The organism is Escherichia sp. E2748 (assembly GCF_005781125.1).
GTDB lineage: Bacteria > Pseudomonadota > Gammaproteobacteria > Enterobacterales > Enterobacteriaceae > Escherichia.
Genome location: NZ_VATP01000003.1, coordinates 302,305 through 315,690, shown reverse-complemented (window position 1 = coordinate 315,690; position 13,386 = coordinate 302,305). Strand labels below are relative to the sequence as shown.

Here is a 13,386-nt window from a genome sequence, read left to right as displayed (position 1 = left end):
TTTTTTTTCCCGAAACTTTTTGTGTGCTGGCATAGGCTATTCGAAGGGGTAGGTTTGCCGGACTTTGTCGTGTGAACCTCAACAATTGAAGACGTTTGGGTGTTCACCAACGTGTAACTATTTATTGGGTAAGCTTTTAATGAAAACTTTTACAGCTAAACCAGAAACCGTAAAACGCGACTGGTATGTTGTTGACGCGACCGGTAAAACTCTGGGCCGTCTGGCTACTGAACTGGCTCGTCGCCTGCGCGGTAAGCACAAAGCGGAATACACTCCGCACGTAGATACCGGTGATTACATCATCGTTCTGAACGCTGACAAAGTTGCTGTAACCGGCAACAAGCGTACTGACAAAGTGTACTATCACCACACCGGTCACATCGGTGGTATCAAACAAGCGACCTTTGAAGAGATGATTGCTCGCCGTCCTGAGCGTGTGATTGAAATCGCGGTTAAAGGCATGTTGCCAAAAGGCCCGCTGGGTCGTGCTATGTTCCGTAAACTGAAAGTTTACGCGGGTAACGAGCACAACCACGCGGCACAGCAACCGCAAGTTCTTGACATCTAATCGGGATTATAGGCAATGGCTGAAAATCAATACTACGGCACTGGTCGCCGCAAAAGTTCCGCAGCTCGCGTTTTCATCAAACCGGGCAACGGTAAAATCGTTATCAACCAACGTTCTCTGGAACAGTACTTCGGTCGTGAAACTGCCCGCATGGTAGTTCGTCAGCCGCTGGAACTGGTCGACATGGTTGAGAAACTGGATCTGTACATCACTGTTAAAGGTGGTGGTATCTCTGGTCAGGCTGGTGCGATCCGTCACGGTATCACCCGCGCTCTGATGGAGTACGACGAATCCCTGCGTTCTGAACTGCGTAAAGCTGGCTTCGTTACTCGTGACGCTCGTCAGGTTGAACGTAAGAAAGTCGGTCTGCGTAAAGCACGTCGTCGTCCGCAGTTCTCCAAACGTTAATTGCTTTCTGCTTCGGCAGAATACAATTTGCGAAAAAAACCCGCTTCGGCGGGTTTTTTTATGGCTAAAGTCCGATTCCAGCCTCTTTTCCCTCTCCCTTCAGCATTATTCTCTTTTTAATAGTATTTTCCACGTACTGTAGAAAAGGATATCGCGATGGGATTATTTAATGCATTGTTTAACAAGAAAGAATCTTTAACGTTGTCGAATAAATGGGAGTTCTTTATTACAACAGTGGATGACCATGTCACGGGCATACGTGTTGATATCGGCGCCGTTCAGGATGAAAGATTTGATCGACTTAACCACACATGGTTCTTTCGTGTGCGTTATACCCATTGTTATGAAAACGGTTTACCGCAGCCTGATGAAACACAACGTTTAAATCGTATAGAGGACTGGCTTGAGGAGAGGGGCAAGGCATTACCGATTTGGTTGGTGGGGGTGGTAACACAAGAAGGCTGGCGCGATTTTGTTTTCCAGTCGGAAAAAGATCTGGACTGGGAAAGAACGCTGGATAAATTGCTCGCGGGTGGCCCGGAAGTCTCTTGCAGCTATAGTATGAGTAAAAACGATAACGGAAATTACTATCGCCAGTTCCTGTACCCGTCGAAATATGACTGGAACTGGATACACGATGCCCGCGTATGCCGTGGGCTGCTGGAACATGGTGACGATTTGACTCTTCCACGCACCATTGATTACTACGCGACATTGCCGACAGAAGCTGCTACCCGTGCCTTTGCGGAGGACGTGACGAAATTGCCATATGGCATTACGCTGGTGAGCATTCGGATGAACGACCAACAACCAGGGTATATGGCGTCATTTACGAACACTGATGCTCCTGAACAATGGCAGATGACCGATATTACATGCCAGCTTACCGATTTGGCTGAAAAACATGGCGGTAGTTTTGATGGCTGGGGCGCACCGATAGCAACGGCGTAAAAGAGGTAGACAACATTTCTGGTGGGGATTAAGTCAAGCATTTCAGACTAAGGAACATCTCTTTTTCCCCATTTCAGGCATCGACTCACCACAAAGGTCGCAAAATCTGGTAAACTATCATCCAATTTTCTGCCCAAATGTCGGGTATTGCTCATTTTTTGTTTGTTTTTCGAACAAAGAGAGTCGTTCCTTACTGGGTAACACAACTTCTGACTGGCCACCTGGTGGCTGGTAGCAGTAAAAATTCTGACTATACCTGGAGGTTTTCATGGCTGTCGCTGCCAACAAACGTTCGGTAATGACGCTGTTTTCCGGTCCTACTGACATCTATAGCCATCAGGTCCGCATCGTGCTGGCTGAAAAAGGTGTAAGTTTCGAGATCGAACACGTGGAAAAGGACAATCCGCCTCAGGATCTGATTGACCTCAACCCGAATCAGAGCGTTCCGACCCTGGTGGATCGTGAGCTGACCCTGTGGGAATCTCGCATCATTATGGAATACCTGGATGAGCGTTTCCCGCATCCGCCACTGATGCCTGTTTACCCGGTAGCTCGCGGTGAAAGCCGCCTGTACATGCACCGCATCGAAAAAGACTGGTACACGCTGATGAACACCATCATCAACGGTTCAGCCTCTGAAGCGGATGCCGCTCGTAAGCAACTGCGCGAAGAACTGCTGGCTATTGCGCCGGTCTTCGGTCAGAAGCCGTACTTCCTGAGCGATGAGTTCAGCTTGGTCGATTGCTACCTTGCTCCGCTGCTGTGGCGTCTGCCGCAACTGGGCATCGAGTTCAGCGGCCCGGGTGCGAAAGAGCTGAAAGGCTATATGACCCGCGTCTTTGAGCGTGACTCTTTCCTTGCTTCCTTAACCGAAGCTGAACGTGAAATGCGTCTGGGCCGGAGTTAATCTGTATGGATTTGTCACAGCTAACACCACGTCGTCCCTATCTGCTGCGTGCATTCTATGAGTGGTTGCTGGATAACCAGCTCACGCCGCACCTGGTGGTGGATGTGACGCTCCCTGGCGTGCAGGTTCCTATGGAATATGCACGTGACGGGCAAATCGTACTCAACATTGCTCCGCGTGCGGTCGGCAACCTGGAACTGGCGAATGATGAAGTGCGCTTTAACGCGCGCTTTGGCGGTATCCCGCGGCAAGTTTCAGTACCGCTGGCTGCTGTGCTGGCTATCTACGCCCGTGAAAATGGCGCAGGCACGATGTTCGAGCCTGAAGCTGCCTACGACGAAGATGCCAGCATCATGAATGATGAAGATGTATCGGCAGATAATGAAACCGTTATGTCGGTCATTGATGGCGATAAGCCAGATCGCGATGATGATAATCATCCTGATGATGAACCGCCGCAACCGCCACGTGGTGGTCGCCCGGCATTACGCGTTGTGAAGTAAAACAAAAACAGGCCCAGGTGGCCTGTTTTGTCGTTTTAAGGGCTTAATAAAATAGCGTAATTGTGGCAATCATATTCACCACGAATCCGACTGCCATGGGGATCGCAGTCCGCTTCACCACTTCAAAGGGCGAAACGCCTGCTATTCCTGAAGTTACTACCACTACCGCAGTAATCGGCGAAACCGCACGCGCCAGCGTTGTGGCAAAGTGCATCGGCATAATCATCACTACCGCAGGTACGTGCAGTCCAGCAGCGATATTCGGAATAAGGCTGGCAAATGACATAAATGGCGCATTGCCGGAGCCCATCACAATGGCACAAATGGCAATTACCAGCGCCATAATAATCATCACGCCAATGCCACCAAGGCCAGAATGCTCTGCGCCTTTGATAACCGCATCAACGGTGCCAATCGTCGTTAAGCCTTTCGCAAATATTTCACCAGCGACCACCAGCGTTACCACGTTGGCAAACTGCGTACCCATGCCGTCAAAAAACGCCTGCACATCGTCCATTGTTTCGCGCAAGTTATGCTTGCGGAAGAACTCAACAAACATCGTCACCGTCAAACTCAGTAACATCACCACCACCAGATGCAGTTCTGACTGCATCAGCCCAACGTGGGCGAGGAACAGCGAGCCGAGCATCAGGATTAACGGCATCACCGGTAAAATGGCGTAATAGAGCGGTGGAACATTGTTGAGATCCTTTTGCTCCGCCTGTTCGTGATTGATATTTTTATCTTTTTTGTCAAAAGCGCGTTGCACGAAAAAGTGGGAGATTGCCACTGAGAGAATGACACAAGAGGCGACCGGTAGCTGATAGTGGAAGAAGTAAGTGGCGATTTTCATTCCCGCTACCTGGGCGGCAAAAATGGAGTTCGTTTCCAGAATTCCCCATTCAATAGACATGGTGGTCGCGATAACCGCCACCGCAGAGAGGCGACTTACTCCCAGACTCACCAGCGTCGGAAATAACGTGACCATCAGCAACATACCCAGACCGGAGGCGCTGGTAATAAACTGCGCCATGATTTGACCGATGACGTAAGTTGCCGACAGTATGAGATACGGTGAGCGAATGAGCTTTAACGGGCGGCTTAACAAGCTCACCATCGCCCGACTGGCTCCTATGCGCTCCATGTAACGGGCATAACCGCCCACCGCCATAATCGACAGCCCCAACCCGGCAATGCGGTTGGACAGCATGCGCAGGATTTCATTATAAATATCGACGATCAAATAGCCGCTGCTTTTGGCGGGGTCGAGTACACCCCCAAACCCTAACCAGGCACCACACATCATCAGGAAGATACCCGCTGTGGCCAGCACCACCTGTGGTTTGTAATTTTTAAGGATCAAATAGCCCATCGTTATTAACACGATGACAGAAATAATTATGCCGAACATTGTTCAACTCCGTGTCAAAAGAATATGGTCAATCCCAGTAACGGCAGATTGAAAACAATGATGTTATATTTTTTACAAGGCTATTTATGGTGTTGGTGTCGAATTTTTTAATCGTAATAAAGAGGGTTTTTCATTATAAAATATACATTTATGATTATTTCGCAAGAATACATTCATAATATTCATAATGTCTATGAATATTCTTGTAAATAATTTGGCGGGGATGTTTTTATCTGCGTTATATTTATTTTTCGCAAAAGTTAATTATTAAATTAATTACGATAATGATGGTGTACGAAGAGTAAAACCCTTCGTTTCACCCTGCTTTCATTCCTGTGATAGGATGTCATTGATGATGTTAATCACACTGACCTTAAAGAATGGGCCTTATGAACGCATTTGATTCGCAAAACGAAGATTCTTCACCTGCAATTGGTCGCAACTTGCGTAGCCGTCCGCTGGCGCGTAAAAAACTCTCCGAAATGGTGGAAGAAGAGCTGGAGCAGATGATCCGCCGCCGCGAGTTTGGCGAAGGGGAGCAGTTGCCGTCTGAGCGCGAACTCATGGCGTTCTTTAACGTCGGGCGTCCTTCGGTGCGTGAAGCGCTGGCGGCGTTAAAGCGTAAAGGTCTGGTGCAAATAAATAACGGTGAGCGCGCTCGCGTCTCGCGTCCTTCTGCGGACACTATCATCGGCGAGCTGTCCGGTATGGCGAAAGATTTCCTTTCTCATCCAGGAGGGATAGCCCATTTCGAACAGTTACGTCTGTTCTTTGAGTCCAGCCTGGTGCGCTATGCGGCTGAACATGCCACCGATGAACAAATCGATTTGCTGGCAAAAGCCCTGGAAATCAACAGTCAGTCGCTGGATAACAATGCCGCGTTCATTCGTTCAGACGTTGATTTCCACCGCGTACTGGCGGAGATACCGGGTAATCCGATCTTTAAGGCAATCCACGTTGCCTTGCTCGACTGGTTGATCGCCGCGCGCCCAACGGTCGCCGATCAGGCATTGCATGAGCATAATAACGTCAGCTATCAACAACATATTGCGATCGTTGGCGCGATCCGCCGCCACGATCCCGACGAAGCCGATCGCGCGTTGCAATCGCATCTCAACAGCGTTTCTGCCACCTGGCACGCCTTCGGCCAAACCATCCACAAAAAGAAATAATGCCACTTTAGTGAAGCAGATCGCATTATAAGCGTTCTGTATGATGTGTTGCTTATTTGATCTGGTATAACAGGTATAAAGGTATATCGTTTCAACAGACAAGCATCACTTCAGAGGTATTTATGGCAACGAATTTACGCGGCGTGATGGCCGCACTCCTGACTCCTTTTGACCAACAACAAGCACTGGACAAAGCGAGTCTGCGCCGCCTGGTTCAGTTCAATATTCAGCAGGGCATCGACGGTTTGTACGTGGGGGGTTCGACAGGCGAAGCCTTTGTGCAGAGCATTTCCGAGCGTGAACAGGTACTGGAAATCGTCGCCGAAGAGGCGAAAGGCAAGATTAAATTAATCGCTCACGTAGGTTGCGTCAGTACTGCTGAAAGCCAACAGCTTGCGGCTTCAGCCAAACGTTATGGCTTCGATGCCGTCTCCGCCGTTACGCCGTTCTACTATCCTTTCAGCTTTGAAGAACACTGCGATCACTATCGGGCAATCATTGACTCGGCGGATGGTTTGCCGATGGTGGTGTACAACATTCCGGCATTGAGCGGGGTAAAACTGACTTTGGATCAGATCAATACACTGGTTACGTTACCTGGCGTAGGTGCACTGAAACAGACCTCTGGCGATCTCTATCAGATGGAGCAGATCCGTCGCGAGCATCCGGATCTGGTGCTCTATAACGGTTACGACGAAATCTTCGCTTCCGGCCTGCTGGCGGGCGCAGACGGCGGTATCGGCAGCACTTACAACATTATGGGCTGGCGCTATCAGGGTATCGTGAAGGCGCTGAAAGAAGGTGATATCCAGACCGCGCAGAAACTGCAAACTGAGTGCAACAAAGTCATTGATTTGCTGATTAAAACTGGCGTATTCCGTGGCCTGAAAACCGTCCTGCACTATATGGATGTGGTGTCTGTTCCGCTGTGCCGTAAACCGTTTGGTCCGGTTGATGAAAAATATCTGCCAGAACTGAAGGCGCTTGCCCAGCAGTTGATGCAAGAGCGCGGGTGAGTTCTTTCCCCTCGCTCGCCCCTACCGGGTGAGGGGAAATAAGCGCATCTGTACCCTACAATTTTCATACCAAAGCGTGTGGGCATCGCCCACCGCGGGAGACTCACAATGAGTACTACAACCCAGAATATCCCGTGGTATCGCCATCTCAATCGTGCGCAATGGCGGGCATTTTCCGCTGCCTGGTTGGGATATCTGCTTGATGGTTTTGATTTCGTTTTAATTGCCCTGGTACTCACTGAAGTACAAGGTGAATTCGGGCTGACAACGGTACAGGCGGCAAGTCTGATCTCCGCAGCCTTCATCTCTCGTTGGTTCGGCGGCCTGATGCTTGGCGCTATGGGCGACCGCTACGGGCGTCGTCTGGCAATGGTCACCAGTATCGTTCTCTTCTCGGTCGGGACGCTGGCCTGCGGCTTCGCGCCTGGCTACATCACTATGTTTATCGCTCGTCTGGTGATAGGCATGGGAATGGCGGGTGAGTACGGTTCCAGCGCCACCTATGTGATTGAAAGCTGGCCAAAACACCTGCGTAATAAAGCCAGTGGTTTTCTGATTTCCGGCTTCTCTGTGGGGGCTGTCGTTGCCGCCCAGGTCTATAGTCTGGTAGTCCCGGTCTGGGGCTGGCGTGCACTGTTCTTTATCGGCATCTTACCGATCATCTTTGCTCTCTGGTTGCGGAAAAACATCCCGGAAGCGGAAGACTGGAAAGAGAAACACGGGGGCAAAGCACCGGTGCGCACGATGGTGGATATTCTCTACCGTGGTGAACATCGCATCGCCAATATCGTGATGACGCTGGCGGCGGCTACTGCGCTGTGGTTCTGCTTCGCCGGTAACCTGCAAAATGCCGCAATCGTCGCTGTTCTCGGGCTGTTATGCGCCGCAATCTTTATCAGCTTTATGGTACAGAGTACGGGCAAACGCTGGCCAACAGGCATAATGCTGATGGTGGTTGTGTTATTTGCTTTCCTCTACTCGTGGCCGATTCAGGCACTGCTGCCAACATATCTGAAAACCGATCTTGCTTATGACCCGCATACTGTCGCCAATGTGCTGTTCTTTAGCGGCTTTGGGGCGGCGGTGGGGTGCTGTGTCGGCGGCTTCCTCGGTGACTGGCTGGGAACGCGCAAAGCCTATGTTTGTAGCCTGTTAGCTTCGCAATTGCTGATTATTCCGGTATTTGCGATTGGCGGCGCAAACGTCTGGGTACTTGGTCTGTTACTGTTCTTCCAGCAAATGCTCGGTCAGGGGATCTCCGGGATCTTACCGAAACTGATTGGCGGTTATTTCGATACCGACCAGCGTGCAGCGGGCCTGGGCTTTACCTATAACGTTGGCGCACTTGGCGGCGCACTGGCGCCGATCATTGGTGCGCTGATTGCTCAACGTCTGGATCTGGGGACGGCACTGGGATCGCTTTCGTTCAGTCTGACGTTCGTGGTGATCCTGCTGATTGGGCTGGATATGCCTTCTCGCGTTCAGCGTTGGTTGCGCCCGGAAGCGTTGCGTACTCATGACGCTATCGACGGCAAACCATTCAGCGGTGCCGTGCCGTTTGGCGGTGCCAAAAACGATTTAGTCAAAACCAAAAGTTAATCCTGTTGCCCAGCCATGTGCCGGGCCTTTTGCTAAGGGAAGAAGTATGTCGTTACTTGCACAACTGGATCAAAAAATCGCTGCCAACGGTGGCCTGATTGTCTCCTGCCAGCCGGTGCCTGACAGCCCACTCGATAAACCGGAAATCGTCGCTGCCATGGCATTAGCGGCAGAGCAGGCGGGTGCGGTTGCCATTCGCATCGAAGGTGTGGCAAATCTGCAAGCCACGCGTGCGGTGGTGAGTGTGCCGATTATCGGGATTGTGAAACGCGATCTGGAGGATTCTCCGGTACGCATCACGGCCTATATTGAAGATGTTGATGCGCTGGCGCAGGCGGGCGCAGACATTATCGCGATTGACGGCACCGACCGACCGCGTCCGGTGCCTGTTGAAACGCTGCTGGCACGTATTCACCATCACGGTTTACTAGCGATGACCGACTGCTCAACGCCGGAAGACGCCCTGGCAAGCCAAAAGCTGGGCGCCGAAATTATTGGCACCACGCTTTCGGGTTACACCACGCCAGAAACGCCGGAAGAGCCAGACCTGGCACTAGTGAAGACATTAAGCGACGCCGGATGTCGGGTGATTGCCGAAGGGCGTTACAACACGCCATCCCAGGCGGCAGACGCAATGCGCCACGGCGCGTGGGCGGTGACGGTCGGTTCTGCTATCACACGTCTTGAACACATTTGTCAGTGGTACAACACAGCGATGAAAAAGGCGGTGCTATGACCACTCTGGCGATTGATATCGGCGGTACTAAACTTGCCGCTGCGCTGATTGGCGCTGATGGGCAGATCCGCGATCGCCGAGAACTTCCTACGCCTGCCAGCCAGACGCCGCAGGCGCTGCGTGATGCCTTATCCGCATTAGTCTCCCCGTTACACGCTCATGCGCAGCGGGTTGCTATCGCTTCAACCGGAATTATTCGCGACGGCAGCTTATTGGCGCTGAATCCGCATAATCTCGGTGGATTGCTACACTTTCCGTTAGTCAAAACGCTGGAGCAACTTACTGATTTGCCGACCATTGCCATTAATGATGCGCAGGCCGCAGCATGGGCGGAGTATCAGGCGCTGGAAGGCGATGTAACCGAGATGGTGTTTATCACCGTTTCCACTGGCGTCGGCGGCGGTGTAGTGAGCGGCGGCAAGTTGCTGACCGGCCCTGGTGGTCTGGCGGGGCATATCGGGCATACGCTGGCCGATCCACACGGTCCAGTCTGCGGCTGTGGACGCACAGGTTGCGTGGAAGCGATTGCTTCTGGTCGCGGCATTGCAGCGGCAGCGCAGGGGGAGTTGGCTGGCGCGGATGCGAAAACCATTTTCACGCGCGCCGGGCAGGGCGACGAGCAGGCGCAGCAACTGATTCACCGCTCCTCACGTACGCTTGCAAGGCTGATCGCTGATATTAAAGCCACAACTGATTGCCAGTGCGTAGTGGTCGGTGGCAGCGTTGGTCTGGCAGAAGGGTATCTGGCGCTGGTGGAAACGTATCTGGCGCAGGAGCCAGCGGCATTTCATGTTGATTTACTGGCGGCGCACTACCGCCATGATGCAGGTTTACTTGGGGCCGCGCTGTTGGCCCAGGGAGAAATATTATGATGATGGGTGAAGTACAGTCATTACCGTCTGCCGGGTTACATCCTGCGTTACAGGACGCATTAACGCTGGCATTAGCTGCCAGACCGCAAGAAAAAACACCGGGTCGTTACGAATTACAGGGCGACAATATCTTTATGAATGTCATGACGTTTAACACTCAATCGCCCGTCGAGAAAAAAGCGGAATTGCACGAGCAATACATTGATATCCAGCTGTTATTAAACGGTGAGGAACGGATTCTGTTTGGCATGGCAGGCACTGCGCACCAGTGTGAAGAGTTCCACCATGATGATGATTACCAGCTTTGCAGCACCATTGAGAACGAGCAAGCCATCATCCTGAAACCGGGAATGTTCGCCGTGTTTATGCCAGGAGAACCGCATAAACCGGGATGCGTTGTTGGCGAACCTGGTGAGATTAAAAAGGTTGTGGTGAAGGTTAAGGCTGATTTAATGGCTTAAAACTTAGTTCGTTTTAAAGATTCTGCAGACACCGTCTGCAGAATTCGAAACCGCTGAAATTAACGGCGTCTATAGCCTTCCTCTAGCACCGCCTGTGTTCGAACGAGTTCATCCGCGAGTTGTTTCTCATCAGGTAGCTGCATCTTATATTCACTTGCCAGAACGGTGTTAGGCAAACCTGCCAGAGCATAATGTGCTTCTCCGGCTCCTTTCTCTGCACAGAGAACCAGACCGATGGGCGGATTTTCATCCGGTAGCGTCCAGTGCTCTTTGGCATAGTTGAGATACATATTCATTTGTCCGGCATCGCTATAGCTAAATTTGCCCACTTTTAGATCGACGATTAGCAGGCAGCGTAAACGGCGGTGGAAAAACAACAGATCGACCCGAAACCAGTTGTCATCAATGCGTAACCTTCGTTGTCGACCAACAAAGGCAAAATCATCCCCAAGTTCCAGCATGAAATCCATCAGGTGGTTGATCAGCGCCTCCTCAAAATCAGATTCTGAGTATTCATCTTTTAATTCCAGAAATTCGAGCACAAAGGGATCGCGTATCGCCTGCTGCGGAAGAATATGCGTCTCGGCAGGAGCGTGTTGTTGCAGCATGGCTGATTTGTCATATGACAGTAGTGTCCGCTCATAAAACTGGGTCGCAATTTGTCGTTCGAGCTGACGAGCAGACCAGCCACAGCGGAGTGTCTCTTTCTCATAAAAGCTGCGAGCATCAGCTTTTTTAACAGAAAGCAAACGGACGTAAGTGGACCAGGGCAGGGGGAAGGATTTGGCGAGTTGCGCTAAATGGCAAGATTCTCCAGACACAGTCTGGAGAATTGTGGGGGTGAATTGTGCAGACAGTGTCTGCACAATTTCAATTCTTTGAAAACAAATATAAAAATTCTTAAACTGCCATAAATTCCTGGTGGAAAATCCACGCTTATACCTTAGGCTTAAATCCTTTGATAGCCGCTTGATTAGCTGCGTACCATACGCGGCCCGAGCCTCACCACCTTGTTCAAATTCGACAATCCGTCGGCCAATTTCCCAATACGTCGCGGTCATTAACGCGTTAACACTACGTACCGTTTCCGTCCGGGCACTATCGACCAGGTGAATAATGCCGTCGTGGATTTGCTGGTAGCCTGCGGTGGTTTGAAATGAGAGCGATTCCATTATCTTTCCCTTTATATGGCGCTGTGTTAAATAATGGAATCAGCTATACGCCTGGCATCTACCAGTAACAATCGAGATGAGCGTATTACATTGGTTTTCTTCAGATTATGCGAGGCGTTTTCCAGAAAGAAAGGAGAATTTCAGCGCCGACTCTTTTCTGAGGAGGCGGCGCTGGGGCAGAGTTTAAACTTCCAGCCAGTTCATGATCCCATCTGCCGCCTTACGACCTTCGGCAATAGCGGTCACCACCAGATCGGAACCACGGACGATATCACCGCCAGCAAAGATTTTCGGGTTGCTGGTCTGGAAAGCGTTGTCGTTGCCTTCCGGGGCGATGATGCGGCCTTGGGAATCCAGCTCGACGCTGTGTTTTGCCAGCCATTCCATGCTGTGCGGGCGAAAGCCAAACGCCATGATCACCGCATCTGCCGGAACGATATGTTCGGAACCTGCCACAATCTCCGCGCGGCGACGGCCTTTGGCATCCGGTTCGCCCATTTCGGTACGCACCATTTTCACGCCACTGACTTTACCGTTGCCGTTCACTTCAATCCCCAGTGGCTGGACGTTGAATTTGAACTCAACACCTTCTTCCCGCGCGTTTTTCACTTCGCGGCGGGAACCTGGCATGTTCTCTTCATCACGACGATAGGCACAGGTAACGTGCTTCGCCCCCTGGCGTACAGACGTGCGCACGCAGTCCATCGCAGTGTCGCCACCGCCAAGTACCACCACGCGTTTACCTTCCATGCTGACAAACGGTTCGTCGCGGGTTTCACCAAAACCCATTAACTGTTTGGTGTTGGCGATGAGGAACGGCAGCGCTGCGTACACGCCATCGGCGTCTTCGTTTTCCAGCCCGCCGCGCATTGACTGATAAGTCCCGACGCCAAGGAATACAGCATCGTAATCGTTCAGTAGATCGTCCAGCTGTACGTCACGACCCACTTCGGTATTGAGTTTGAACTCAATGCCCATGCCAGTGAAGATTTCACGGCGGCGCGTCATTACCTCTTTTTCCAGCTTGAAGGCCGGAATACCGAAGGTCAGCAGGCCGCCGATTTCCGGGTGACGGTCGAAGACGACCGCTTTTACGCCGTTGCGCGTCAGGACATCCGCACACGCCAGACCCGCCGGGCCTGCGCCGATAATCGCCACTTTTTTACCGGTCTGTTTCACGCCTGTCAGATCCGGGCGCCAGCCCATTTCGAACGCTTTATCATTGATATAACGCTCAATGTTGCCGATGGTCACCGCGCCAAACTCATCGTTCAGGGTGCAGGAACCTTCGCACAGACGGTCTTGCGGGCAGACACGTCCGCATACTTCCGGCAGCGTGTTGGTCTGATGCGACAGTTCCGCCGCTTCAAAAATACGCCCCTCGTTGGCGAGCTTCAGCCAGTTCGGGATGTAGTTGTGTACCGGGCATTTCCACTCGCAGTATGGGTTGCCGCACGACAGGCAGCGATCAGCCTGCGCTTTGGCCTGGCCTTCGGAAAACGGCTCGTAAATTTCAACAAACTCAATTTTGCGGATCTTCAGCGGTTTCTTTGGCGGATCAACACGCTGCAGGTCGATAAATTGATAAACATTCTGACTCATTGTTGCTA

Annotated in this window: 14 protein-coding genes; 11 read left to right on the top strand and 3 right to left on the bottom strand. The window is 51.5% G+C overall.

All coding sequences use genetic code 11. The features are described 5' to 3' along the window. Positions 1 to 139 precede the first annotated feature (139 nt). The 5 genes from rplM to sspB all read left to right on the top strand — a co-directional run bounded on the left by rplM (position 140) and on the right by sspB (position 3,337). Positions 140 to 568: a 50S ribosomal protein L13 gene (gene rplM, locus FEK42_RS07225; RefSeq protein ID WP_000847559.1), complete on the top strand. Its 429-nt coding sequence runs from the start codon at positions 140 to 142 to the stop codon at positions 566 to 568. 15 nt (positions 569 to 583) lie between these two features. Beyond that, positions 584 to 976, top strand: a complete 393-nt coding sequence (gene rpsI, locus FEK42_RS07220; RefSeq protein ID WP_000829818.1) for a 30S ribosomal protein S9 — start codon at positions 584 to 586, stop codon at positions 974 to 976. A 156-nt stretch (positions 977 to 1,132) separates the two neighbouring features. Beyond that, on the top strand, positions 1,133 to 1,927 hold the full coding sequence (locus tag FEK42_RS07215; RefSeq protein WP_135493022.1) for a DUF695 domain-containing protein: 795 nt from the start codon (positions 1,133 to 1,135) through the stop codon (positions 1,925 to 1,927). A gap of 268 nt (positions 1,928 to 2,195) precedes the next feature. After that, positions 2,196 to 2,834 (top strand): stringent starvation protein SspA, encoded by a 639-nt coding sequence (gene sspA, locus FEK42_RS07210; protein WP_000257293.1) that lies wholly within the window; start codon positions 2,196 to 2,198, stop codon positions 2,832 to 2,834. Positions 2,835 to 2,839: 5 nt separating this feature from the next. Then, the gene (gene sspB / locus FEK42_RS07205) at positions 2,840 to 3,337 is read left to right on the top strand and encodes a ClpXP protease specificity-enhancing factor (protein WP_064529500.1); all 498 of its coding nucleotides are present in this window, start codon (positions 2,840 to 2,842) and stop codon (positions 3,335 to 3,337) included. A 43-nt stretch (positions 3,338 to 3,380) separates the two neighbouring features. Here the strand turns inward: sspB and dcuC are convergent, their stop codons facing one another. Further along, positions 3,381 to 4,748 carry an anaerobic C4-dicarboxylate transporter DcuC gene (gene dcuC, locus FEK42_RS07200; protein WP_130204538.1) on the bottom strand — a complete coding sequence of 456 codons (1,368 nt, stop codon included), beginning with the start codon at positions 4,746 to 4,748 and terminating at the stop codon, positions 3,381 to 3,383. 380 nt (positions 4,749 to 5,128) lie between these two features. Here dcuC and nanR point away from each other — a divergent pair, with 380 nt between their 5' ends. From nanR to nanQ, 6 genes are all read left to right on the top strand, one after another. Further along, positions 5,129 to 5,920 carry a transcriptional regulator NanR gene (gene nanR, locus FEK42_RS07195; protein WP_135493021.1) on the top strand — a complete coding sequence of 264 codons (792 nt, stop codon included), beginning with the start codon at positions 5,129 to 5,131 and terminating at the stop codon, positions 5,918 to 5,920. A gap of 122 nt (positions 5,921 to 6,042) precedes the next feature. Next, positions 6,043 to 6,936, top strand: a complete 894-nt coding sequence (nanA, locus tag FEK42_RS07190) for an N-acetylneuraminate lyase (RefSeq protein ID WP_130260181.1) — start codon at positions 6,043 to 6,045, stop codon at positions 6,934 to 6,936. A 108-nt stretch (positions 6,937 to 7,044) separates the two neighbouring features. Continuing rightward, positions 7,045 to 8,535, top strand: coding sequence for a sialic acid transporter NanT (gene nanT, locus FEK42_RS07185; RefSeq protein WP_135493020.1), 1,491 nt, complete (start codon positions 7,045 to 7,047; stop codon positions 8,533 to 8,535). Between the two features lie 46 nt (positions 8,536 to 8,581). Then, complete coding sequence (locus tag FEK42_RS07180) at positions 8,582 to 9,271, top strand: N-acetylmannosamine-6-phosphate 2-epimerase (protein ID WP_135493019.1); 690 nt, start codon at positions 8,582 to 8,584, stop codon at positions 9,269 to 9,271. Further along, on the top strand, positions 9,268 to 10,143 hold the full coding sequence (nanK, locus tag FEK42_RS07175; protein WP_135493018.1) for an N-acetylmannosamine kinase: 876 nt from the start codon (positions 9,268 to 9,270) through the stop codon (positions 10,141 to 10,143). The genes FEK42_RS07180 and nanK overlap by 4 nt, the downstream gene beginning before the upstream one ends. Further along, positions 10,140 to 10,604 carry an N-acetylneuraminate anomerase gene (gene nanQ, locus FEK42_RS07170; protein WP_135493017.1) on the top strand — a complete coding sequence of 155 codons (465 nt, stop codon included), beginning with the start codon at positions 10,140 to 10,142 and terminating at the stop codon, positions 10,602 to 10,604. Before nanK ends, nanQ begins: the two co-directional genes overlap by 4 nt. 59 nt (positions 10,605 to 10,663) lie before the next feature. On the opposite strand, the gene FEK42_RS07165 is transcribed toward nanQ, so the two are convergent. Further along, positions 10,664 to 11,776, bottom strand: a complete 1,113-nt coding sequence (locus FEK42_RS07165) for a PDDEXK nuclease domain-containing protein (RefSeq protein WP_135493016.1) — start codon at positions 11,774 to 11,776, stop codon at positions 10,664 to 10,666. A gap of 183 nt (positions 11,777 to 11,959) precedes the next feature. Continuing rightward, a complete protein-coding gene (gene gltD / locus FEK42_RS07160; protein ID WP_135490401.1) occupies positions 11,960 to 13,378 on the bottom strand; it encodes a glutamate synthase subunit GltD in 1,419 nt (472 codons plus the stop codon). Between the last annotated feature and the right edge of the window lie 8 nt (positions 13,379 to 13,386).